This window comes from Microbacterium sp. Leaf161 (assembly GCF_001423645.1).
GTDB lineage: Bacteria > Actinomycetota > Actinomycetes > Actinomycetales > Microbacteriaceae > Microbacterium > Microbacterium forte.
The window spans coordinates 254,058-274,926 of the sequence record NZ_LMOW01000003.1 but is presented as its reverse complement, the minus strand read 5'-3'; the positions used below and the strand labels follow the sequence as shown (position 1 = coordinate 274,926).

General features: G+C 68.0%; 26 protein-coding genes. 12 read left to right on the top strand and 14 right to left on the bottom strand.

Features of this window, described 5'->3' with window-relative positions:
• Positions 1-30: 30 nt before the first annotated feature.
• From ASF87_RS16580 to glgA, 3 genes are all read right to left on the bottom strand, one after another.
• Positions 31-288 (bottom strand): type B 50S ribosomal protein L31, encoded by a 258-nt coding sequence (locus tag ASF87_RS16580; RefSeq protein ID WP_042537536.1) that lies wholly within the window; start codon positions 286-288, stop codon positions 31-33.
• 91 nt (positions 289-379) lie between these two features.
• Positions 380-1,165 carry an ABC transporter ATP-binding protein gene (locus ASF87_RS16575; RefSeq protein ID WP_042537538.1) on the bottom strand — a complete coding sequence of 262 codons (786 nt, stop codon included), beginning with the start codon at positions 1,163-1,165 and terminating at the stop codon, positions 380-382.
• Between the two features lie 17 nt (positions 1,166-1,182).
• Positions 1,183-2,367 (bottom strand): glycogen synthase, encoded by a 1,185-nt coding sequence (gene glgA, locus ASF87_RS16570; protein ID WP_042537541.1) that lies wholly within the window; start codon positions 2,365-2,367, stop codon positions 1,183-1,185.
• Positions 2,368-2,436: 69 nt separating this feature from the next.
• Between glgA and glgC the strand changes: the two genes are divergently transcribed.
• The 3 genes from glgC to ASF87_RS16555 all read left to right on the top strand — a co-directional run bounded on the left by glgC (position 2,437) and on the right by ASF87_RS16555 (position 5,107).
• Complete coding sequence (gene glgC, locus ASF87_RS16565; RefSeq protein WP_056377438.1) at positions 2,437-3,678, top strand: glucose-1-phosphate adenylyltransferase; 1,242 nt, start codon at positions 2,437-2,439, stop codon at positions 3,676-3,678.
• A gap of 61 nt (positions 3,679-3,739) precedes the next feature.
• Positions 3,740-4,375 carry a phosphoserine phosphatase SerB gene (gene serB, locus ASF87_RS16560; RefSeq protein WP_056377436.1) on the top strand — a complete coding sequence of 212 codons (636 nt, stop codon included), beginning with the start codon at positions 3,740-3,742 and terminating at the stop codon, positions 4,373-4,375.
• A gap of 33 nt (positions 4,376-4,408) precedes the next feature.
• Positions 4,409-5,107, top strand: a complete 699-nt coding sequence (locus tag ASF87_RS16555; RefSeq protein WP_042537547.1) for an alpha/beta fold hydrolase — start codon at positions 4,409-4,411, stop codon at positions 5,105-5,107.
• Between the two features lie 21 nt (positions 5,108-5,128).
• Here ASF87_RS16555 and ASF87_RS16550 read toward each other — a convergent pair whose 3' ends face one another.
• On the bottom strand, positions 5,129-5,836 hold the full coding sequence (locus tag ASF87_RS16550) for a beta-ketoacyl-ACP reductase (RefSeq protein ID WP_056377434.1): 708 nt from the start codon (positions 5,834-5,836) through the stop codon (positions 5,129-5,131).
• Between the two features lie 103 nt (positions 5,837-5,939).
• Here ASF87_RS16550 and ASF87_RS16545 point away from each other — a divergent pair, with 103 nt between their 5' ends.
• Genes ASF87_RS16545 through ASF87_RS16530 form a run of 4 tightly spaced genes read left to right on the top strand, consistent with a single transcriptional unit; the run spans position 5,940 to position 7,997 of the window.
• Positions 5,940-6,590, top strand: a complete 651-nt coding sequence (locus ASF87_RS16545; protein WP_056377432.1) for a DUF4190 domain-containing protein — start codon at positions 5,940-5,942, stop codon at positions 6,588-6,590.
• A 50-nt stretch (positions 6,591-6,640) separates the two neighbouring features.
• On the top strand, positions 6,641-6,997 hold the full coding sequence (locus ASF87_RS16540; RefSeq protein ID WP_079112931.1) for a DUF3099 domain-containing protein: 357 nt from the start codon (positions 6,641-6,643) through the stop codon (positions 6,995-6,997).
• Complete coding sequence (locus ASF87_RS16535) at positions 6,994-7,188, top strand: hypothetical protein (protein ID WP_042537550.1); 195 nt, start codon at positions 6,994-6,996, stop codon at positions 7,186-7,188. The genes ASF87_RS16540 and ASF87_RS16535 overlap by 4 nt, the downstream gene beginning before the upstream one ends.
• 8 nt (positions 7,189-7,196) lie before the next feature.
• Positions 7,197-7,997, top strand: a complete 801-nt coding sequence (locus ASF87_RS16530) for an SURF1 family cytochrome oxidase biogenesis protein (protein ID WP_056377429.1) — start codon at positions 7,197-7,199, stop codon at positions 7,995-7,997.
• A 5-nt stretch (positions 7,998-8,002) separates the two neighbouring features.
• Here ASF87_RS16530 and ASF87_RS16525 read toward each other — a convergent pair whose 3' ends face one another.
• From ASF87_RS16525 to ASF87_RS16505, 5 genes are all read right to left on the bottom strand, one after another.
• Positions 8,003-8,770, bottom strand: a complete 768-nt coding sequence (locus tag ASF87_RS16525) for a hypothetical protein (RefSeq protein WP_235558980.1) — start codon at positions 8,768-8,770, stop codon at positions 8,003-8,005.
• A 3-nt stretch (positions 8,771-8,773) separates the two neighbouring features.
• Complete coding sequence (locus tag ASF87_RS16520; protein WP_056377427.1) at positions 8,774-9,208, bottom strand: cupin domain-containing protein; 435 nt, start codon at positions 9,206-9,208, stop codon at positions 8,774-8,776.
• Complete coding sequence (locus ASF87_RS16515; RefSeq protein WP_056377425.1) at positions 9,205-9,822, bottom strand: pyridoxamine 5'-phosphate oxidase family protein; 618 nt, start codon at positions 9,820-9,822, stop codon at positions 9,205-9,207. The genes ASF87_RS16520 and ASF87_RS16515 overlap by 4 nt, the downstream gene beginning before the upstream one ends.
• A gap of 30 nt (positions 9,823-9,852) precedes the next feature.
• On the bottom strand, positions 9,853-11,451 hold the full coding sequence (locus tag ASF87_RS16510) for an ABC-F family ATP-binding cassette domain-containing protein (protein ID WP_042537558.1): 1,599 nt from the start codon (positions 11,449-11,451) through the stop codon (positions 9,853-9,855).
• Positions 11,452-11,526: 75 nt separating this feature from the next.
• Positions 11,527-11,913: a CHY zinc finger protein gene (locus ASF87_RS16505; protein WP_235558979.1), complete on the bottom strand. Its 387-nt coding sequence runs from the start codon at positions 11,911-11,913 to the stop codon at positions 11,527-11,529.
• Between the two features lie 27 nt (positions 11,914-11,940).
• Between ASF87_RS16505 and ASF87_RS16500 the strand changes: the two genes are divergently transcribed.
• From ASF87_RS16500 to ASF87_RS16485, 4 genes are all read left to right on the top strand, one after another.
• Entirely contained in the window at positions 11,941-12,561 is a 621-nt protein-coding gene (locus ASF87_RS16500; RefSeq protein ID WP_056377423.1) for a DedA family protein, read from the top strand.
• Positions 12,562-12,566: 5 nt separating this feature from the next.
• Positions 12,567-13,823 carry a sensor histidine kinase gene (locus ASF87_RS16495; RefSeq protein ID WP_056377421.1) on the top strand — a complete coding sequence of 419 codons (1,257 nt, stop codon included), beginning with the start codon at positions 12,567-12,569 and terminating at the stop codon, positions 13,821-13,823.
• On the top strand, positions 13,820-14,491 hold the full coding sequence (locus ASF87_RS16490) for a response regulator (protein ID WP_056377418.1): 672 nt from the start codon (positions 13,820-13,822) through the stop codon (positions 14,489-14,491). Before ASF87_RS16495 ends, ASF87_RS16490 begins: the two co-directional genes overlap by 4 nt.
• 111 nt (positions 14,492-14,602) lie before the next feature.
• Entirely contained in the window at positions 14,603-15,919 is a 1,317-nt protein-coding gene (locus ASF87_RS16485; protein WP_056377416.1) for an acyltransferase family protein, read from the top strand.
• Here ASF87_RS16485 and ASF87_RS16480 read toward each other — a convergent pair.
• From ASF87_RS16480 to ASF87_RS16470, 3 genes are read right to left on the bottom strand one after another with little or no spacing between them, the layout of a single operon-like run.
• Positions 15,866-16,459: an energy-coupling factor transporter transmembrane component T family protein gene (locus ASF87_RS16480; RefSeq protein ID WP_056377414.1), complete on the bottom strand. Its 594-nt coding sequence runs from the start codon at positions 16,457-16,459 to the stop codon at positions 15,866-15,868. The two genes, ASF87_RS16485 and ASF87_RS16480, sit on opposite strands and share 54 nt — an antisense overlap.
• Positions 16,456-17,148, bottom strand: coding sequence for an energy-coupling factor ABC transporter ATP-binding protein (locus tag ASF87_RS16475; protein WP_082508964.1), 693 nt, complete (start codon positions 17,146-17,148; stop codon positions 16,456-16,458). The genes ASF87_RS16480 and ASF87_RS16475 overlap by 4 nt, the downstream gene beginning before the upstream one ends.
• Positions 17,138-17,725: a biotin transporter BioY gene (locus tag ASF87_RS16470; RefSeq protein ID WP_056377412.1), complete on the bottom strand. Its 588-nt coding sequence runs from the start codon at positions 17,723-17,725 to the stop codon at positions 17,138-17,140. Before ASF87_RS16470 ends, ASF87_RS16475 begins: the two co-directional genes overlap by 11 nt.
• Positions 17,726-17,781: 56 nt before the next feature.
• Here ASF87_RS16470 and ASF87_RS16465 point away from each other — a divergent pair, with 56 nt between their 5' ends.
• Positions 17,782-18,381 (top strand): TetR family transcriptional regulator, encoded by a 600-nt coding sequence (locus ASF87_RS16465; protein WP_042537574.1) that lies wholly within the window; start codon positions 17,782-17,784, stop codon positions 18,379-18,381.
• On the opposite strand, the gene ASF87_RS16460 is transcribed toward ASF87_RS16465, so the two are convergent.
• A complete protein-coding gene (locus ASF87_RS16460) occupies positions 18,344-19,717 on the bottom strand; it encodes an MFS transporter (RefSeq protein WP_056377409.1) in 1,374 nt (457 codons plus the stop codon). The genes ASF87_RS16465 and ASF87_RS16460 overlap by 38 nt on opposite strands.
• Entirely contained in the window at positions 19,714-20,868 is a 1,155-nt protein-coding gene (locus tag ASF87_RS16455) for a MalY/PatB family protein (protein ID WP_056377407.1), read from the bottom strand. Before ASF87_RS16455 ends, ASF87_RS16460 begins: the two co-directional genes overlap by 4 nt.
• Between the last annotated feature and the right edge of the window lies 1 nt (position 20,869).

The following is a 20,869-nucleotide window of genomic DNA, read 5'->3' as shown; positions in this document are numbered from 1 at the left end:
GGAACACGGGGCCTTCGAATGCGGTGATCGTTACTTGCTCGATCCGCCGAAGCCCTTGAAGCGCTGGTTGAACTTCTCGACGCGGCCGGCCGAGTCCATGATGCGCTGCTTGCCCGTGTAGAACGGGTGCGATGCCGACGAGATCTCGACGTCGATGACGGGGTACTCGACGCCGTCGAGCTCGATCGTCTTGTCGCTGGAGACAGTCGAACGGGTGAGGAACGTCTCGCCCGAGCCGAGGTCGCGGAACACGACTGCCTTGTACACGGGGTGAATGTCAGTCTTCATGGGATTCCTTAGTTGCTGCCCTGGATTGTGCCAGGGACGAGGGAAGTCTGCGGTGCAGAGAGCACCAAGGGTCGATTCTATCAGATCCGCGTCAGGATGCCGCGCGGGCCGCGTAGCGGCCCTCGTCGCTGCTCAGAACGATCGGCATTCCGAACGTCTCGGTCAGCGTATCGGCGGTCAGGGTCTCGGCGATGGGTCCGGCTGCCACGATGCGCCCCTCGCGCATGAGCAGCACGTGCGTGAACCCGACCGGGATCTCCTCGACGTGATGCGTGACCATCAGCATCGCGGGTGTCGTCGGCGACGAGGCATAGCCGCTCAGGAGCGCGAGCAGCTCCTCGCGCGAGCCGAGGTCGAGGGATGCCGTCGGCTCGTCGAGCAGCAGCAGCTCGGGGTCGGTCATCACGGCGCGGGCGATCTGGACGCGCTTCTGCTCGCCGTCGCTCAGGGTCCCGAAGGTACGATCAGCCAGGTGGTCGAGACGCCAGTCGCCGAGCACCCGCAGCGCACGGCGCTCGTCGATGTCCTCGTAGTTCTCGTTCCAGCGTCCCAGAACGGAGTACGCCGCGGTGAGCACCGTGTTCAGGACGGTCTCGTCGCGCGGCACGCGCTTCGCCATCGCGGACGAGGCGAAGCCGATGCGGGGCCGCAGTTCGAACACGTCGGTTCGCCCGAGGGTCTCCCCCAGCACGGTGACGGCTCCGGAGGTCGGGTGCATCAGCGTGTCCGCCAACTGGAGCAGTGTCGTCTTGCCGGCGCCGTTGGGTCCGAGGATCACCCACCGCTGATCATCGTCGACCTGCCAGGTCACGTGATCGATGATGTCGCGCCCCTCGCGGCGCACGACGACGTCGGTGAATTCCAAGGCGATCGACATGCCTCCAGCCTATCGGCTCAGGCGGTCAGCTCCGCGTACAGCGCGCGCGTGGTGTCGGCGATCGCATCCCAGCTGAACTCGTCGCGCGCGCGCTCCCGACCGGCCGCGCCGTAGGCGCGAGCCTGCTCCGGATCGGACGTCACCTCGGTGAGCACGCTCGCGAGGTCGGCGACATAGCGCTCGGGGTCGACCGGTGTCCCTGTGCCGTCCTGCAGCTGCTCGATCGGCACGAGACGCCCTGTCACACCGTCGTCGACGACCTCGGGGATGCCCCCGGTGGCCGTGCCGACGACAGCGGCACCGCACGCCATGGCCTCGAGGTTCACGATGCCCAGCGGTTCATACACCGACGGGCATACGAACGTCGTGGCCGCCGTGAGGATCGCCGAGAGCTCGTCGCGCGGCAGCATCCGATCGATCCAGATGACCCCCTCACGGGTCTGCTGGAGAAGCCGCACGCCCTCTTGCACCTCCGCCATGATCTCGGGAGTGTCAGGTGCGCCGGCGCAGAGAATCAGCTGAACCTCCGGCGGCAGCAGACGAGCGGCCTGCAGGAGGTACGGCAGACCCTTCTGACGGGTGATCCGACCGACGAAGACGACAGACGGTCGAGTCGGGTCCATGCCGACCGACTCGAGGAACGCGGGGTTCTGCACCGGACGCCACCGCTCGACGTCGATGCCGTTGTGGATCACACGCACCCGGGCGGGGTCGACGGAGGGGTAGCTGCGGAGGATGTCCTCGCGCATGCCGGCGCTGACCGCGATCACCGCCGCCGCGTTCTCGTAGGCGAGCTTCTCGATGCCGCTCGACACCGCGTACCCGCCGCCCAGCTGCTCGGCCTTCCAGGGGCGCAGGGGCTCGAGGCTGTGCGCGGTGAGCACGTGCGGGATGCCGTGCAGCTGCGAAGCGAGGTGTCCGGCGAAGTTCGCGTACCAGGTGTGGCTGTGCACGAGGTCGGCGTCGGAGATCGCCGCCACGATCTCGAGATCAGTGCCCAGCGTCTGCAGAGCGGCGTTGGCCGAGGCGAGTTCTGAAGGCGCCTGGTAAGAGAATGTACCTGCCTCATCCCGCGGGGAACCGAAGGCCCTCACCTGTACATCGATATTCTGCCGCAGGGCTGTGACGAGCTCTGCGACGTGCACACCCGCACCTCCGTAGATCTCCGGCGGGTATTCCTTCGTGATCATCTCGACGCGCATGTCTAGACGGTAGTGACTCACTTGTCCAGATGCTAGTTAGCCGAGCCGAATCACATCTATGGTGGGTGCATGTCCGCACCAAAGAAGATCTTCGGCATCATCCTCGCCGGCGGCGAGGGAAAGCGTCTCATGCCCCTCACGGCCGACCGAGCAAAACCTGCAGTGCCTTTCGGCGGACAGTATCGCTTGATCGATTTCGCGATCTCGAACCTCATCAACTCGGGTCTGCGCCAGATCGTCGTCCTCACGCAGTACAAGTCGCACAGCCTCGACCGCCACATCTCGCAGACGTGGCGCATGTCGGCGCTGCTCGACTCGTACGTCACCTCCGTGCCCGCGCAGCAGCGTCTCGGAAAGCGCTGGTTCTCCGGCTCGGCCGACGCGATCCTGCAGAGCCTCAACCTCATCAACGACGAGAAGCCCGACATCGTCGTCGTGATCGGTGCCGATCACGTCTATCGCATGGACTTCCGGCAGATGCTCGACGCGCACATCGAGTCGGGCGCGAAGGCCACTGTCGCCGGCATCCGCCAGCCGCTCGCGATGGCGTCTCAGTTCGGTGTGATCGACGCCGACACCGAGTCGGGCCGCATCAAGCAGTTCCTCGAGAAGCCGACCGACATCGCGGGCCTCGAGGACTCCCCTCACGAGGTGCTCGCCTCCATGGGCAACTACATCTTCGATGCCGACGCGCTGATCGCCGCGGTGGAGGCAGACGGCGAGTCCCCCACCTCGGGTCATGACATGGGCGGCGACATCGTGCCGTACTTCGTCGATCGAGGCGAGGCCGGCTACTACGACATGAAGCGCAACGACGTCCCGGGGTCCTCCCCACGCGACCGCTCCTACTGGCGTGACGTGGGCACCATCGACTCCTTCTTCGACGCGCACATGGATCTGATCTCCACGCTGCCCATCTTCAACCTCTACAACATGGAGTGGCCCATTCACTCGCAGGCCGTGAACTCGCCGCCCGCGAAGTTCGTGCGAGACTCCGTCGGGCGCATCGGCAACGCGATCGACTCGATCGTGTCCCTCGGATCCGTGCTCTCGGGCACCCATCTCGAGCGCAGCGTCGTCGGCCCGTGGACTCTCGCCGGCGGCGGCTCGACCATCACCGATTCGGTCGTCTTCGACGGAGTGAGAGTCGGCGCCGGTTCCCGGGTGCATCGAGCCATCCTCGACAAGAACGTCGTGCTCGCCGACGGCGCGACTGTCGGCGTCGACCGCGAACGCGATCTCGCGCGAGGCTTCACCGTGACCGAATCCGGCATCACTGTGGTGGGCAAGGGGCTCTTCATCGATCGCTGAGGATGTCGGCCGAAGACCGCCGTGCACCGACCGGCGGCGTGCGGTCGATAGGCTCAGAGGCGTGACCGCCGCTCGATTCCTCGTCGTCCTCGATGCCGATTCCACCCTCATCCGCAATGAGGTGATCGAACTGATCGCCGACGAGGTGGGGCGCGGCGCCGCGGTGCAGGCAGCCACCGAGGCCGCGATGCGCGGCGAGATCGACTTCGCCACGAGCCTGCGCTCACGCGTCGCAGCTCTCGAAGGCGTTCCCGTCTCGGGTTTCGCTCGAGTGCTCGCCCGGATCGAGCCGACTCCGGGCGTGCGTGAGCTCACTGCAGCCGTGCATCAGCGCGGGGGTGTCGTCGGGGTCGTGTCGGGCGGATTCCACGAGATCCTCGACGATGTCGCACCGGGGCTCGGTGTCGACCGTTGGCGCGCCAATCGACTCGAGGTGGTCGACGGTGCTCTGGCTGGCCGGGTCGACGGCGAGATCGTCGATGCCGCCGTGAAGGCCGCCTCGCTGCTGGAGTGGGCGGACGAGCTCCGAGTTCCCCGCCACGCCACGATCGCCATCGGCGACGGAGCCAATGACCTGCAGATGATGGCGGTCGCGGGACTCGGACTGGCGTTCAACGCGAAGCCCGCCGTGCGCGAGGCTGCGAGCCTCGTCATCGGACCGCAGGACCTCTCCGAGGTCATCTCGCTGCTGCCCTAGCGGATGTCCGATGCCCCGTCTAACCTCGGGCGCATGGACATCATCCTCATCCCCGGTCTCTGGCTCGATGCGTCCAGCTGGAGCGAAGTGACCACCGATCTCGAACGCGCAGGGCACACCGTGCATCCGCTGACCATGCCGGGCGTGGGCCTCCCGGCCGCCGAGTCCGCTGACATCGGCATCGCCGACTGGGTCGACGCCGCTGTCGCCGCGGTGGACGCCGTCGCCGCGCCCGTGGTCGTCGTCGGTCACAGCGGCGGCGGCAACGTCGCCTGGGGCGTGGCCGATGCGCGGCCCGACCGCGTCTCGCGGGTGATATTCGTCGACACCGTGCCGCCGCCGTCCGGATTCGGCATCAGCGAGTTCGAGATCGTCGACGGCGTCGTCCCGTTCCCCGGATGGGAGTTCTTCCCGGCGGAAGACGTCGACGACCTCGACGAGGCGACCCGTGCGCGCACCGCACCGCTCACGCACAGCGTGCCAGCGCGCGTGCCCACCGATGAGATCGAGCTCGGCCCCGGTGCGCGGCACCGGGTGCCGGTGACGCTGCTCATGGGAGGTCTCGACCAGGAGACTCTCGAGTCCGAGCTCGAGCAGTGGGGGCCGTATGCCGAAGAGTTCCGTGCGATCGACGATGCCGAGGTCGTGCGCATCGGCTCAGGTCACTGGCCTCAGTTCTCGGTACCGAACAGACTCGCCGCGCTGCTCGATGCGGCGATCACCCGCCGATGACGGTACGTCGACGGTGGAGTCTCAGTGCCCCATGCCGAGGCCGCCGTCGACGGGGATGACAGCACCCGAGATGTACCCGGCGTCATCGCCTGCAAGCCACGTGACGACGCCTGCCACCTCATCGGGCGTCGCGAATCGTCCGGCCGGGATGTTCGCCTTGTACTGCTTCTGAGTCTCTTCGGGAAGCTCAGCGGTCATGTCGGTCTCGATGAATCCGGGGGCGACGACGTTCGCGGTGATACCGCGTCCGCCGAGCTCCCGCGTGAGAGAACGTGCGAAGCCGACGAGCGCGCTCTTCGAGGCAGAATAGTTCACCTGCCCGGCCGAGCCATAGAGGCCCACGACGCTGGAGATGAGGATGACTCGGCCGAATCGAGCCCGCAGCATGCCTTTCGATGCCCGCTTCACGACGCGGAAGGTGCCGCCGAGGTTCGTCGCGACCACGCTGTCGAAGTCGTCCTCGCTCATCCGCAGCAGCAGGGTGTCCTTCGTGATGCCGGCATTCGCCACGACGACTTCGACGGGTCCGAGCTGCTGCTCGACCTCGGTGAAGGCCGCGTCGAGCGCAGCGGCATCCGTGACGTCTGCACGCACCGTGAGAGTGCCCTCGGGGCCTTCGCCGCTGCGAGCCGTGACGGCGACGCGGTAGCCGTCACTGACGAATCGTTCGGCGATCGCGCGGCCGATGCCGCGGTTTCCGCCGGTGACGAGGACGACGCGAGAACTCATTTCCACTCCTGATCTGGCCGGTGCGGGTACGGCGGCCGGGTCGTCATCGATCCTACCGATGATGCTGTGACTCGTTCGGGTCGACGTTTGACAGAACAGCCGCGTGGCTGGAACGCTGAACCCGACGAAAGGCATCACCGTGAGCGACAACAGCATCCCGACCTCGGCGGACGGACAGCAGCCGACTCCCCCGGCGGCGCCTCTCGCACCGGCTCCGCCGGCTCCCGCGGCGCCCTCGGCGCAGCCGTACCAGGCGTATCCCGGTGCGGCGCCGTCGGTCGCTCCTTCGCAGGGGTACGCGACCCCGTCGCCACAACCGCCGCAGTATGCCCCGCAGCAGCCCTACGGCTCTGCGGGGGCTCAGCCGTACGCCGCCGCCCAGCCGCCGTACTACGGGGCGGCGTCCGCACCGGGTCAGCCCGGCGCCGGATATCCGAACTACGGCGCGGTGCCCTACGCCGCTCCTCGCCCCGCCAGCGGACTCGCGATCACGTCGCTGATCTGCGGAATCGCGGGCGTCGTCCTCTTCTGGGCGGTGGTGCCGCTGCTCGCGTCGATCGTGGCCGTGATCACCGGCCACATGGCGCTGCGACAGACGAAGGAGAACCCGGCGATCGGCGGCCGCGGCATGGCCTTCGCTGGCCTCATCATGGGGTACATCATGGTCGCGGTCCTGGTCGTCGGCATCGTCATGACGGTGATCGGCTTCCTCTTCTTCGGCGCCTTCACGCTGCCGTTCCTCTTCTCCGCCTAGCGGCAGACGGGCGAGCCGCGGAGCCCGCGGCGGCGTAGGCTGGACTCATCGTGAAGAGCAAGCCCCTGGTCCCTGCTGTCACCTCGCTTCCGCAGTCGCCGAAAGACGAGGCTGACCACCGCGTGCGCCGATACGCGCTCACGATGACCATCCGCATCGTCTGCTTCGCCCTGATGATGTTCGTGCAGCCCTATGGCTGGTACACCTGGGTGTTCGCGCTGGCCGCCGCGGTGCTCCCCTACATCGCCGTCGTCTTCGCGAACGCGGGCAGCGACAGCACTGAGACCACGGCAGAGTCCCCTGTGCAGCAATTGGAGGCTCCGGCCGCGACTCCGACGCTCCCGGTCGATGAGACCCCAGCTCCTGGCATCATCACCATCCACGAGAGCCGCCAGGATCGCGAGTGAGTGGATTGGAGTGCTCGCGCGCCGGATGCCGGAACGCGGCGACCATGCAGGTGGTGTGGCGCAATCCGCGTATCCACGCGGCCGACCGTGAGAAGATCTGGCTCGCGTGCGATGAGCACGTCGGCTTCCTCCGTGACTACCTGGCGGCCAGGGACTTCCCCGTGACAGTGAGAGATGGTGTGCCCTCGTGAGTGCCCGGATGGGTAGATGGACCGTATACGTGCTGATCGCGATCGGATTCGCGATCGCCTGCGCGTTCCTGTCGAACTGGCAGTTCGAGCGCAATGAGACGCGATCCGAGCAGATCGAGCTCGTGGAGAAGAACTACGACGCCGATCCCGTCCCTCTCGCCGATCTCATCGGCGACGACGGAGTGCTCGATCCCGGTGACGTGTGGCATCCCGTGACGCTGAAGGGCGAATACATCGCCGATGACCAGCTGCTGGTGCGCAACCGCCCGCACGGTGGCACGAGCGCGTTCGAGGTCCTGGTGCCGTTCCGCGACGTCGACGGCCGTGTGTTCATCGTCGATCGCGGATGGGTGCCGCCGGGCGACGGCGACTCCCCGGATTCCGTTCCGGCTCCTCCGACCGGAGAGGTCGAGGTCATCGTGCGCCTGCGCCCGGGTGAGCAGCTCCCGGCCTCGGGGCGAGGTGCTCCCGACGGGCAGGTGCCGACGATCAACCTCCCCTCGATCGCCGAGCTGGTCGACGGAGACGTCATCACGAGCGCGTACGGGCAGATCGTCAGCGAGAACCCCTCCGGAGAAGGAACCCTCGGCGGGTTCGACTCACCCACCGACGACCCGGGACCGCACCTGTCCTACGCGATCCAGTGGATCCTGTTCGCGCTGATGGGCTTCGTCTTCATCGGGTACATCATCCGGACCGAGATCGTGAAGCACCGTGAAGAGGTCGAAGGAATGCCCGCACCGGTGAAGACGACTCGGCGGCGCGACAAGGACGCCGACGTCGAGGACGAACTCCTCGACGCGCGCTGACCCGGTCAGTCCCAGGCTGTCACCTCGCCGATGACTGCGGTCTTGGGATACTCACCCATCGGCCCGCCGATCTCGAAGAGATCGATCATCAGGACCATGGGATAGTCCGGTGCCTGGCCGAGGCGGCGCACCACCCGCCCCTCGCACCCGATGATCGTCTCGTCGTCGCCCCAGATCACGGTCCAGGTGTGCGGCACCCGGGCATCGAACGGCAGGGTCACCTCGGTCATGTCGGTCGTCAACCTCATGTCGTGGTGCGACTTGACACCCGTGCGCGCCTGTGTCGTGCTCCCGATCGCTGAGGCGTCGATCTCGAAGATGCAGATCTCGCCGGCGTCCGTCTCGGAGAGGTGTTCGGTGCCGACCAGCCAGGCCGCGAGCATGCATCCTTCGTCGGCACTCGCGGCGACCGTGAGGTCGATCCGCCCGCGACGCGGCGTGAAGAGCAGTCGCTCCGGCGTATGCGTCTCGACCACGAGTCCGTCGTCGCGGTGGCGATGCGTGCCGGCGGTCGATCCGACCGGACCGGAGTAGGTCGCCGTCTGCAGATTCGAGACCCGCAGCGGCGCGTCGTCCGGGCGCCAGTCGAGCTGATCGTGCTCGATCCGGAGTTGCAGTCCGCCCTCGACGAAAGCGAACCGCGCTGCGGACCGCTCGGGCACCGTCCAGTGCGGCAGATAGTGCGGAACCCACTTCTCCGCGTCGAGCCCCCGCGTGAAGTCATCCGTGAGCGTCGGAGGCGATGACGGACGCGGAGGCAGGAGGTCGGCCACGATTCAGTCCCGCCAGGGCATCGGCTTCTCGGGGAGGCGAGAGCTGTCGTCGGGGAGATGCGGAAGTTGTTCTCCTCCGGCTCGAATGCAGAGCCAGCGCAGCTCTCCCGGGCTGTCGGACCGAGCGCGCCAGGTACGCGCGACGCTCTGTCCCACGCGGATCACCGTTCCCGGGCCCACCTCCACGACCTCGTCGTCGAGTCCCATCTGCCCGCGCCCGTCGAGAAACACGTAGAGCTCCTCGACCTGCGAATGGACGTGCCAGTAGCCAGCTTCCTCCCCCGGTTCGAGGGCGTTCGCGGTGAGGCCGATGTACTGCATCGTCAGCTCATGATCGACGACTCGACGGCCGTCGCGCGAGCGCGCCTGGTCGAACCCGCCATGATGTGTGCGCCACTCGTCGAGAGCACCGATCTCGATCACCTGGTATCCGCTCATGCCCTTCGCCCTTCCGACCTCTGATCTGCCGGGCCGCCCATGATCGAGCGGCTCCATCCGTCGTCGACGGCGTCGAAGATCACCCGCGTGTGACGGCGGTCTCTCGACCCCTGCCAGAACTCGATCCGCGTGGGGATGATGCGCCACAGCACCCAGTCGCCGTCCTCGACCTCCGCCCGCGCGGCCGGTGAGCGCGCCGCGAGATCGGCGGCGCTCTCCTCGGCAGTCGCCTCCTCCACACGTCCGCGCACCCGCACCGCGCGCACCTGCGGCTGCCACCAGAAGTTCAGGGCCGCGGCCGGCGAGGCGGCCAGCTGCGCACCCTTGCGAGACGACCTCGTGCTGGCGAATGCCCACCCTCGATCGTCGATCCGCTTCAGGATGAGCGTGCGTGCATCAGGCAGTCCGTCGGCATCCACCGTCGCGAGGGTCACCGTGTGCGGCTCAGCCACTCCGGCCTCAGCCGCTGCGCGCAGCCACGTGGCGAACAGCGCGGTCGGGCCGTCAGGAAGCGCGCTGAGATCCCAGTCGGGGGCTCGCCCGGTGAGAGCGTGCCGACCCTTCAGCCACTCGTTGAGCTGGGCGGTGTCGAAGTCATGTTCGTCGTGCGTCACGCTCTCGACTATGCCACGAGGGGCGAAGGATCAGGCGAGCTCGATGAGGTCCTGGTACTCCTGGCTCCAGAGGTCTTCGACCCCGTCGGGAAGGATCAGAACGCGCTCGGGGTTGAGCGACTGCACCGCACCCGGGTCGTGCGAGACGAGCACGACTGCTCCCTCGTAGTGCGCGAGCGCGCCGAGGATCTCCTCGCGCGATGCGGGGTCGAGGTTGTTGGTGGGCTCGTCGAGCAGCAGCAGGTTCGCGGACGAGACCACGAGCGTCGCCAGCGAGAGACGCGTCTTCTCGCCGCCGGAGAGCACCCCGGCGGGCTTGAGCACATCATCTCCGGTGAACAGGAACGAGCCGAGCACTCTGCGCGCTTCCATCTCGGTGATGTGCGGAGCAGCCGACACCATGTTCTCGAGCACCGAACGATTCACATCGAGGTTCTCGTGCTCCTGCGCGTAGTACCCGACCTTGAGACCGTGTCCGGGCTCGAGCTGACCGGTGTCGGGCTGGTCGACGCCCGCGAGCATGCGCAGCAGCGTCGTCTTTCCTGCACCGTTGAGTCCGAGCACGACGACCTTGGATCCGCGGTCGATCGCGAGGTCGACGTCGGTGAAGATCTCGAGTGAGCCATAGGACTTCGAGAGTCCGGTCGCCATCATCGGGGTCTTGCCGCACGGTGCGGGCTTCGGGAAGCGCAGCTTGGCGACGCGTTCTTCCTGGCGGACGTCATCGAGTCCGGCGAGCAGCTTGTCGGCACGCGCGATCATCTGATGAGCGGCGGCGGCCTTCGACGCCTTCGCCCCGAAGCGGGCCGCCTGCAGCTGCAGGGTCGTGGCCTTCTTCTCGGCGTTCGCGCGCTCCTTCTTGCGTCGCTCCTCGTCGGCCACCCGCTGACGCAGGTAGTTCTTCCAGTTCATGTTGTAGGTGTCGATGATCTGGCGGTTCGCGTCGAGGTAGAACACCCGGTTGACGGTCTCGCCGACGAGCTCGACGTCGTGACTGATCACGATCAGCCCGCCCTTGTAGTTCTTGAGGAACTCGCGCAGCCACACGACGCTGTCGGCGTCGAGGTGGTTGGTCGGCTCATCGAGGATCATCGTCTCCGCGTCCGAGAAGAGGATGCGGGCCAGCTCGATACGACGGCGCTGACCACCGGACAGCGTCGAGAGCGGCTGGTCGAGGATGCGGTCAGGCAGCGACAGGTTGTTCGCGATGGAGGCTGCCTCAGCCTCGGCCGCGTACCCGCCTTGACCTTCGAACTCCTCGGTGAGACGCGCGTAGCGCTTCATCGCCTTGTCGGCGACCGCGGGGTCGTCCGACCCCATCGCGAGTGCGGCTTCGCTCATCCCGAGGTTGAGCTGGCCGAGTCCGCGGGCGTCGAGGATGCGCGTGCGGGCGAGGTCTTCGGGGTTGCCCGATCGCGGATCCTGCGGCAGATAGCCGAGCTGGCCCGAGCGGGTCACGCTTCCGCCCGACGGCAGAACGTCACCGGCCAGCACCTTGGTGAGCGTGGTCTTGCCTGCACCGTTGCGGCCGACGAGACCGATCTTGTCTCCGTCGCTCACGCGGAACGACACGTTCTCCATCAGGAGGCGTGCGCCCACGCGGATCTCGAGTTCGTGCACGGCAAGCACAGCGGGATGTCCGTTCGTTCAAGGGGATTCAGGCCGAGGGGCCAAACTCCCAGTATAGATCGCCCGGCTGTGTGTTCAGTCGAAGTACAGATCGCGATGCAGCCGGCAGCCCGGGTTGAAGACCGCCGAGCACGTCGGACACTCCGATGTCTCGAGGTAGGCGTCGATGCTCAGCAGCGAACCGCAGACGCCGCAGAGCACCGCCTGCGTCGAACGCTCGTCCGTCGACCACCGGCGCACATCGTGCCGGGCGAGCTCCGCGTGACACAAGTGGCACGGGTACCAGTCGCGGCAGCACGCGAACTTGAGGGCGATGACGTCGAGCGGCCCCTGATAGTGCTCGCACCGGGTCTGGTCGTCGACCAGCAGGCCGTGCACGGTGGTCGCCCCGACCTCGGTCGGGCGGTCGTCGGATCTACCTCTCCAGAGGGACGCGGTCGATACCTCAGGGTGATGCCCCACCAACCACCTGCTTCCTAGCCTTCTGAGGTGGATGTTATCAACGAGCTGATCCTGCAGACCGTCGCCTCTCCCTGGCTATACGCCGTGCTGCTCGCGGTGACGATCATCGACGGCTTCTTCCCGCCGGTGCCGAGCGAGACAGTCCTCGTGGCAGCCGCCGCGGTGCTCGCGTCGACCGGTGAGTTCTGGACGCTGCTGCCCCTCGGCCTCATCGCCGCTGTGGGGGCGACGATCGGCGACAACATCGCGTTCGCCCTCGGCCGCAGGCTGGGCACGACCAGGTGGGCATGGATGCGCCGTCCGCGAATCGCCTCCGCCTTCGCTCATGCAGAGAGAACACTCGCGCTCCGCAGTGCGGCGCTCATTCTGGGCGCCCGGTACATCCCGGTCGGCCGCGTAGCCGTCAACATGTCAGCCGGTGCTCTGCGCTTTCCCTGGCGGAGGTTCCTCCCGTTGAGCATCGTGGGAGGCATCAGCTGGAGCGCTCTGAGCCTCGCCATCGGACTCCTCGCGGGCTCGTGGATCAAGGACCAGCCGCTCGTGAGCGCCGGCATCGGCATCGCCGTGGCTCTCGTCATCGGGCTGGTGATCGACCGCGTCACGGCATCCCGTCGGCGACGCACCCGTGTTCTGCAACTGGCAGGATGACAGACATGGCACGTCGTCGGCCGCGCACCGAGCGCGCTCCCCGCATCAGCCGTCGCACCGCCGCGCTCACGGCGCTCGGCGCTGCGAGCCTCGTGCTGTTCTCGGTGCTCGTGCCGGTGCAGACCGTGCTGTACGGCACCTCGCTGCCGCTCTCGTTCATCCTCGGTGCCGCTCTGTGCGCCGCACCACTGATGTCGCTGCGTCACCCGCGATGGGCGATCGCGCTGTTCTGCGCTGCGGCGTTCACTCTTCCGCTTCTCGTCGTCCCGGCTCTCGCGACGGACGCCCCCTGGCCGTGGTCTGTGCCCGCGCTGCTGACGTTCGTGATCCTGGTCGGCGTCGTGACCTTCGTGCACGGGGCCAGAGCGGGCGTCTTCCCCCTGGCCATCGGCGCGTTGCTCTCCCTCACCGCGCCTCTGCTGCGCCCCGAAGTGGTCGCCACTCCAGAGACGGCCGGCAGCGTCACCGCCGACCTCATCGTCACGACCTCCCTGGCTGCGGCGATGTTCCTCGTGGCCGTCCTCGTCGCCGGGCGGGTCCGCGTGTCTGCCGAGCTCACACGAGAGCGCGAGCACTCCGCTCTCGAAGAATCACGACGAGCTCTCGTCGAGGAGCGCACCCGCATCGCTCGCGAGCTGCACGACGTGATCGCGCACAGCATGTCCGTGATCCAGGTGCAGGCGTCGACCGCACGCTACCGGTTGCCCGAGATCGGGGATGCCGCGTCCGTGGAGTTCGACAGCATCGCGGCCACCGCGCGCACCTCGCTGACCGAGATGCGACGGATGCTCGGGGTTCTGCGCACCGAAGACCAGACGGCCGAGCTCGCACCGCAGCAGGGCATCGACGACATCCCCGCCCTCGTCGACACCATCCGTCGAGCCGGAGTGACCATCGGCCTGGAGATCACGGGTTCCGTGACGGATGCGCCGCAGGCCGTGCAGATCGCGGCGTTCCGCATCGCTCAGGAGGCGTTGAGCAACGCGGTGCGACACGCATCGGGCGCCGCCGTCACGGTGCGCGTGCAGGCCGACGCCGACGCCGTCGGAATCCGCGTCCGCAACGGCCGTGCCCCGGGCTCACCCGTGTCTCCCGGCGGCGGATACGGGCTGCGCGGCATGCGCGAGCGCGTCGAGCTGTTGGGCGGCACGTTCGACGCGGGCACCACGACGGGCGGCGGCTGGGAAGTCATCGCCTCGCTGCCGCTCAGAGACGCATCCCCGCGGGACAACACCCCAGAGCAACCCGAGGAGAACCCGTGACGATCAGCGTCCTCATCGCCGACGACCAGGCCATGGTGCGGGCCGGATTCGCCGCGCTCCTCGACGCTCACGACGGCATCCGTGTCGCCGGGCAGGCGGCCAACGGCGCCGAGGCCGTCGCTCTCGCCGCGCGGCTCGATCCGGACGTCATCCTGATGGACGTGCGGATGCCGGAGGTCGACGGCATCGAAGCGACCCGTCGCATCCTCGGTCCCGGCTACCCCGCAGCCCATGTGCCGCGGATCCTGATGCTCACCACCTTCGACATAGACGACTACGTCTACGACGCGCTCGAGGCCGGCGCGAGCGGGTTCCTGCTGAAAGATGCTCTTCCGGAAGAACTCGTCCACGCCGTGCGAGTGGTCGCCGGCGGCGACGCGCTGCTCGCTCCCAGCGTGACCAGGCGCATGATCGAGCAGTTCGCCGGTCGACGGCCGCGCACCTCGCGAGCCGCGACCTCGCTGGTCGAGCTCACCGACCGCGAGCGTGAGGTGTTGGTGCTCATCGGGCGAGGCAGGTCGAACAGCGAGATCGCGGCCGACCTGTTCATCGCCGAGCAGACCGTGAAGACCCACGTCGGCAAGGTGCTGGCGAAGCTCCGGCTTCGTGACCGCGTGCACGCCGTGATCCTCGCGTACGACGCCGGCCTGGTCGAACCCGCATCCTGAGCCTCGCCAGGATCACACCCCGGTAGGGGTGCGAACCAGCCCTGGGGGTGATCCCCCGCACGGCACCGCGTTCATACGCTCCTCGGACACCCCATCCGAGGAGGACACCCCATGGCCATCGTCGAGGCACCGCCCCTGACCGCTCTCCGAGATCCGTTGCCGTCCGGTCGCGACACCGCGATCGACTTCCTGCGTGCGGTCTGCGTCGCGGGAGTCGTGCTCCTCCACGCCATCATGGTCGGAGTCACCGTCGTCGACGGCAGCCCGGTATTCGCGAACGCCAGCGATGGATCGTGGTGGATCGTGCCCGTCAGCTGGGTGCTCCAGGTGATGCCGCTCTTCTTCATCATCGGCGGGTTCGCCGGCTTCATCTCCTTCCGGCGCACGCAGGCGCGCGGCGGCGCCGCGGCCTCCTTCATCGCCGCCCGGGTGCACCGGCTGCTGCGGCCGGCCCTGTTCGCGATCGGGATCGTGGGCGCGGCGCTCGCGGCGCTGAGCATCGCCGGCGTCCCGGCCGACATCATCGCCGTCGCCGGCTTCCGCTACAGCCAGCCGCTGTGGTTCCTCGCCGTCTTCCTGGGGTGCCAGGCGCTTCTTCCTGCACTCGCGAAGGCTCACGCCCGGAAGCCGCTGATCACGGTGGCCTCACTGGTCGCGGCAGCGCTCGCCGTCGACGCGCTCCGGGCGATCACCGGATTCGAGTGGGTGGGCTTCCTGAATCTCGCATTCGTCTGGCTCGCGCTGCAGCAGATCGGCTTCTTCCTCGCCGATGGCACGATCGACGGACTGAGCCGACGAGCACGCGCGATCGCGGGAGCTTCCGCGTCGATCACACTCATCGGCGCCTTCACCACCGGCGTCTACTCCCCTGACCTCATCGCCAACATCAACCCGCCCACAGGTGCCCTGCTTCTCGTCGGAGTCGTGCACCTGAGCGCCGTCTCGCTTCTCCGCGATCGCATCGATGCGTTCAGCCGCCGCCCAGCCCCGGCCGCACTCGCCGCGTTCGTCAACAGACGCACCATGACGATCTACCTGTGGCACATGCCGACGCTGCTCGCCATGGCCGGGATCTGCGCCATGGCCTCGCTCAGCAGCGGCATCGCGCTGCCGGAGCCGAGCACCCTTGCGTGGTGGGTGTCTCGCCCGCTCTGGCTCGCTGCCGCGCTGACTCTCACCGCGGCGATCGCGGTGGCGTTCACGCGCGTCGAGACGCAGCCGTCACCACCAGCCACTGACTCGACTCGCCGGATCGCGATCGCAGCCGCACTCGGCGTCGCCTCGGTCGTGCTGCTTCTCGTCGCAGGAACGACGGTTCTGACGGCCGCACTCGCCGTCGGCGGAATGCTGCTCTCCCAACGCCTCGCACGCCGATCACACAAGACCGCGGGCGGCGAGAGCGTCGCCGACCTCGTCCGCGTGGCGTAGCGTCCTGACCATCAGCGGCACGGTGGTTCGAAGGCCCGGACGAACGCCGCGAGCACGCTGCGCCTCCCGCACAGCATGGGCGAATCCGGCGACCACCGGAATCATCGTGAGCGTCAGCGAGATCGTCATCGCGACCGCATCGGCATCGACACCCAGCCGACGCAGCGGCCGCAGCATCCGATGCAGAACGGCGAGCAGATCACCCATCCGGGTGGTGATCGTGAGAAGCGCAGCCAGCAGGAGCAGCGACGCGACCCTGCTCGTGCTGATCCACGCGGTCAGCGGCGACACGAAGATCCACAGCGCGGTCGCGAGAACCAGCACGAGCCAGCGCAGCCGCCACATCTCGACGATCAGGACCCTCACCGGAAGCCCGGCGACGAGATAGAGCGTGCACACGACGACGAGCGAGACGGTGACGCTCCATCCGTCATGCGGGTACGCGGACGACACGAGCGCGAGCGCCGCGAAGAGCGCGAGTTTGGGCCCCGCCGACATCCGGTGGACGATGCTGGCCCCTGGCCGGTACGACTGGATCATCCGCACCGCCCGCGGTACTCGGCGATCACCTCGTCCGGGGTGCCCGATGCGATGAGCGAACCCGCGTCGAAGAGCACCGCATGGTCGCATCTCGCCGCGAGGGCGAGGTCGTGGGTGACGATGACGACCTGCGACGGCAGTGCCAGCAGCAGGTCGGAGACCCTTCGGGAGTTGCGCAGATCCAGCAGCGTGGTCGGCTCATCGGCCACGATCACGCGCGGCTCGGTGATCAGAACCGACGCGAGAGCCAGCAGCTGCTTCTGACCGCCGGACAGGTCGGACGCGGGCACGTCCGCCCTGTCGGTCAACCCGTGCTCGGCGAGTGCCCCGGCCACCCGGCTGGCGATCTCCGTGCGGGGCGAACCGCGCAGCGAGAGCGCGAGATCCTCAGCGGGCGTCGGCATCAGGATCTGCGACTGAGGGTCGGTGAAGACGAAACCGACCCTACGTCGAAGAGCCTTCGTGTCCCGCCGCGAGTCGAGATCGTGAACCGTGACTCGCCCTGCATCCGGCAGCACGAGGCCATTCAGGAGACGCGCGAAGGTGGACTTGCCCGACCCGTTCGCGCCGATCACCGCGATCCTCTGCGCCGTGAGATCGACACTCACGTCGCGCAGGATCGCCCGCCCTTCCCGCTCGACGGTGACACCGTCGAGCGAGATCGATCCGACCGCGGTCTCAGATCGCACGGACGGATGCGGGCGCTGCGATGGAACCCGCGGCGAACGCCCGGGGGTACGCGCGTCGCAGCGCGAGAATGAGCGCCGTCGCCGCGGCCGCTTTGAGCAGATCGCCGGGGAGGAACACCAGACTCGCGAGCGCGGTCGGACCGAGTTCGAGCCCGAGAACGAGCGCTGTCACGGGGATCCCACAGAGATACACCACCAGGATGCCTCCGACGACGACGCCGAGGGCGATTCGCCACCAGATGAGCCGACCGCGGCCCACGATGAGACCGATCACGATGACACCTGCCACCCACCCGAGCAGATATCCGGCGGTCGGGCCGACGAAGACGCCGAGGCCGCCGCGCCCACCGGCGAGGACGGGCAATCCGATCGCCGCGAGAGCGAGCACCAGAAGAATCGCCAGCGGAGCCAGTCGGGGTCCGAGCACGGCACCGGCGAGCATGACCCCCAACGTCTGCGCGGTGATCGGCACACCGCCGGGAATCGGAATCGTCACCATGCCGAGAACGATGATGAGCGCGGCGAAGATCGCCACTCTTGCTAGTTCGCGACCGAGGTCATCGCGTTGCTGGGTCATGATCCGACACCTTCCTGAACACTGTTCACCTGAACGGTGTTCACTATAGTGATGACATGAGCCCAGAGCACAACTCCGCCCGTCACGACCGCGACGGCGTCGCACGCGTGGCGCTGGCCCTCCTCGACGAGGTCGGCCTCGCCGACCTGTCGATGCGCCGGATCGCGGGCAGGCTCGATGTTCAGCCGAGCGCTCTCTACTGGCACTTCTCGAGCAAGCAGGAACTGCTGGCAGAGCTCGCCGACCGGATCACCGCGGGGATCCCCCGCGACGATGCCGACGTGCTGACCACCGCGCGCGGCATCCGCGACGCCCTGTTCACCTACCGCGACGGTGCGGAGCTCGTGCTCAGCACCTACGCCCTGCGGCTCGGCTCGTCGTATGCCCAGACCGCGCTCGAGGCCGCGCTCGCGCGCCACGGGCACGCAGAAGCCGCCGATCGCGCAGCGGCGATGCTGCACTTCGTGCTCGGGCACGCGACACTCGTTCAGCAGCGCATGCACGCCGACAGCCACGGGGCCGCTCTCACCGACGGCACGGACGATGTCACCGCCGGCCTCGACCGTGTCTTCGACCTGGGCGTCACCGCGCTCGCAGGGGACTCGCTCGGTGCAGTGGTCAGCCCTCGGACGACTCCGCGGCATGGCCCAGTCTGAGCCCCGGCACCGATGCCAGCAGCACCAGACCGAGGCAGAACGCGAACACCACCCCGAACGAGGCGGCCTCGCCGCCCAGCGTCGCGACGAGCAATCCGGCCAGCGCGATCGCCACAGCTGAGCCCGCGGCGTCGGAGATCGACAGCGCCGACGAGTTGAAGCCCTGATTGCCCTCGTTCGAATAGGCGAGGGTGAGCACTGTGAGGCGCGGATACAGCAGCCCCATGCCACCGCCGGCGAAGCCCCACCCCACGACGACGAATACCGGCGACACTCCCCACTGCGCCGCAGCGAGCACGAGCACGAGCGCCACGAGGAGGAGCGACAGGCTGATCACGGTGATGCGGGTGTTTCCCAGTCGTTCTCCGAAGGCCCCCTGCAGGTGCGAAGCTCCGGCCCATGCGAAGGCGGCGAGCATGAGCGCGATACCCGCCCAGGTCGCCGTAAAGTCGAAGCGCTCCATCAGCAGATAGGGGACGTACGCCTCGGCCGCGAAGAACGCGCCTGCGGCGATGCCGCGCATGAGGACGACGCTCGGCAGACCGCGCCCGGCACGGAGGGTGCGCCGGGGAACCAGCGGCAGCAGTGCGACACCGATCACGATGACGGATCCGATCGCCACCGGCCATGCGAGGCGCACGGTCATCTCCGCTGTGAAGCCGATCAGCACGGCGAAGACAGCGACGACCACCGCGAGAACAAGGCGGATGACGAGCGCCCGGCGATTCTGCGGCTCGCCGCGTCCGAGGTCGACGCCTCGCAGCCGCGCCACGACGATCACGAAGGCGACGCCCGTCAGCACGGCGACGCCGAGGAAGGCCCAGCGCCAATCGAGGTACTCGGCGACCGCCCCGGCGAGGAAGGGACCGATCATCGACGGCACCACCCATGCGGCGGCGAACGCCGCGAACACTCTGCCGTGAAGTTGCGGTGGATACAGCCGAGCGACCACGACGTACAGCGCCACGGTCTGTCCTCCCGCGCCGAGCCCCTGCACCAGGCGCCCGATGAGGAACTGGTCCATCGTCACAGCGAAGCCCGACAGCAGCAGACCGGCGATGAACAGCGACACCGCGGCGTACAGGGCACCACGGGGTCCTCGAGCATCCGACCAGGCACCCGCGGCGACCATGCCGATCACACTCGTCGCGAGCGTGCCGGCGAAGGCTACGGCGTACAGATCGCGTCCGTCGAGCGCCTCACTGACGATCGGCATGACGGTCGTGACAGCCAGCGCCTCGATCGCGGCGAGGAAGATCAGCGCGACCGCGCCGGCAGTGACCCAGAGGCGTTCTCGGTCCCAGATCGAGGCGGTCGGCCGCTGCTCGGTCGTCATCGGCCCACGAGCGTCGCGATGCGCTCGATGGCCTCGGTGATGATCTCCGGGCTCGTGCCGAAGTTCAGTCGGACGAAACCCCTGCCCGGCTCGCCGAAGGCGGGGCCGAAGTGCAGGGCGACTCCGGCCTCCTTCAGGATCCGTCGCGCGGGGTTGTCTCCCCATTCCAGTCCCGAGAGATCGATCCAGGCCAGGTATCCGGCATCGGGGATCCGATAGCGCGCGGCAGGGATCTTCGACGAAAGCAGATCCTCGAGCAGCACGCGATTCTCGTCGAGCGTCGTGAGCAGCCCATCGAGCCACTCGTCGCTCTCCTCGGAGAATGCGGCCACAGCCGCGAGGAGGCCGAACTGCCCGGTGCGCCACTCGACCTCGATAGGAAGCCCGCGCACGATGGCGCTGGTGCGATCGGATGCGGTCACCATGAGCGCGCACTTGAGACCCGCGAGATTGAAGGCCTTGCTCGCACTCACGACGGCGAAGCCCACGCGCTCCGCGGCGTCGCCCGTGTCGAGGAAGGGCGTGAACCCGGTGCCCGGCTGGGCGAGCGGTGCATGGATCTCATCCGAGATCACCGCTGCGCCGAACTCTTCGGCGATCTGGGCGAGAGCGGTCAGCGAGTCGCGGCTGTGCACCGTGCCGGTCGGGTTGTGCGGGTTGCAGAGCAGCATCGCGGTCGCACCGGCTGCGAAAGCCGCGCGGATGCCGTCGAGATCGAGCTCCCACGCCGTGCCCGTATCGAGCAGCGGCACCCGCGCGACCTCGGCCCCGGCCTCGGAGACCAGGTCGAAGAACGGTGGGTACACCGGTGTGGTGACGATCACGCGCTCGCCCGGATGCGTAATGCGGCGCAGGATCTCGACGATCCCCATGCTCACATCGGCGGTCGTGCGCATCCGCGACGGATCCGCATGCCAGCCGTAGCGACGCATCGCGAAAGCGGCATAGGTCTCGGGGAGAGGCGTCCGCGATGCGATGTATCCGGTGTCGCCGTTGTCGACGGCGCGTCGAAGAGCCGAGGAGATCGCCGGCGCCAACGGGAAGTCGGTCTCCGCGACGAAGAGCGGCAGGACATCGGCGGGATACTCCCGCCACTTCTCGCTGCTGCGCTCGCGAAGCTCTGCCAGAGGCAGGGCCTTGACCTCGAGCATC

Coding starts and splice junctions, on each gene's coding strand:
- ASF87_RS16580 (WP_042537536.1), bottom strand. CDS start 288: ATGAAGACTGACATTCACCCCGTGTACAAGGCAGTCGTGTTCCGCGAC.
- ASF87_RS16575 (WP_042537538.1), bottom strand. CDS start 1,165: ATGTCGATCGCCTTGGAATTCACCGACGTCGTCGTGCGCCGCGAGGGG.
- glgA (WP_042537541.1), bottom strand. CDS start 2,367: ATGCGCGTCGAGATGATCACGAAGGAATACCCGCCGGAGATCTACGGA.
- glgC (WP_056377438.1), top strand. CDS start 2,437: ATGTCCGCACCAAAGAAGATCTTCGGCATCATCCTCGCCGGCGGCGAG.
- ASF87_RS16555 (WP_042537547.1), top strand. CDS start 4,409: ATGGACATCATCCTCATCCCCGGTCTCTGGCTCGATGCGTCCAGCTGG.
- ASF87_RS16550 (WP_056377434.1), bottom strand. CDS start 5,836: ATGAGTTCTCGCGTCGTCCTCGTCACCGGCGGAAACCGCGGCATCGGC.
- ASF87_RS16530 (WP_056377429.1), top strand. CDS start 7,197: ATGGGTAGATGGACCGTATACGTGCTGATCGCGATCGGATTCGCGATC.
- ASF87_RS16520 (WP_056377427.1), bottom strand. CDS start 9,208: ATGAGCGGATACCAGGTGATCGAGATCGGTGCTCTCGACGAGTGGCGC.
- ASF87_RS16495 (WP_056377421.1), top strand. CDS start 12,567: ATGGCACGTCGTCGGCCGCGCACCGAGCGCGCTCCCCGCATCAGCCGT.
- ASF87_RS16485 (WP_056377416.1), top strand. CDS start 14,603: ATGGCCATCGTCGAGGCACCGCCCCTGACCGCTCTCCGAGATCCGTTG.
- ASF87_RS16480 (WP_056377414.1), bottom strand. CDS start 16,459: ATGATCCAGTCGTACCGGCCAGGGGCCAGCATCGTCCACCGGATGTCG.
- ASF87_RS16470 (WP_056377412.1), bottom strand. CDS start 17,725: ATGACCCAGCAACGCGATGACCTCGGTCGCGAACTAGCAAGAGTGGCG.
- ASF87_RS16465 (WP_042537574.1), top strand. CDS start 17,782: ATGAGCCCAGAGCACAACTCCGCCCGTCACGACCGCGACGGCGTCGCA.
- ASF87_RS16460 (WP_056377409.1), bottom strand. CDS start 19,717: ATGACGACCGAGCAGCGGCCGACCGCCTCGATCTGGGACCGAGAACGC.
- ASF87_RS16455 (WP_056377407.1), bottom strand. CDS start 20,868: ATGCTCGAGGTCAAGGCCCTGCCTCTGGCAGAGCTTCGCGAGCGCAGC.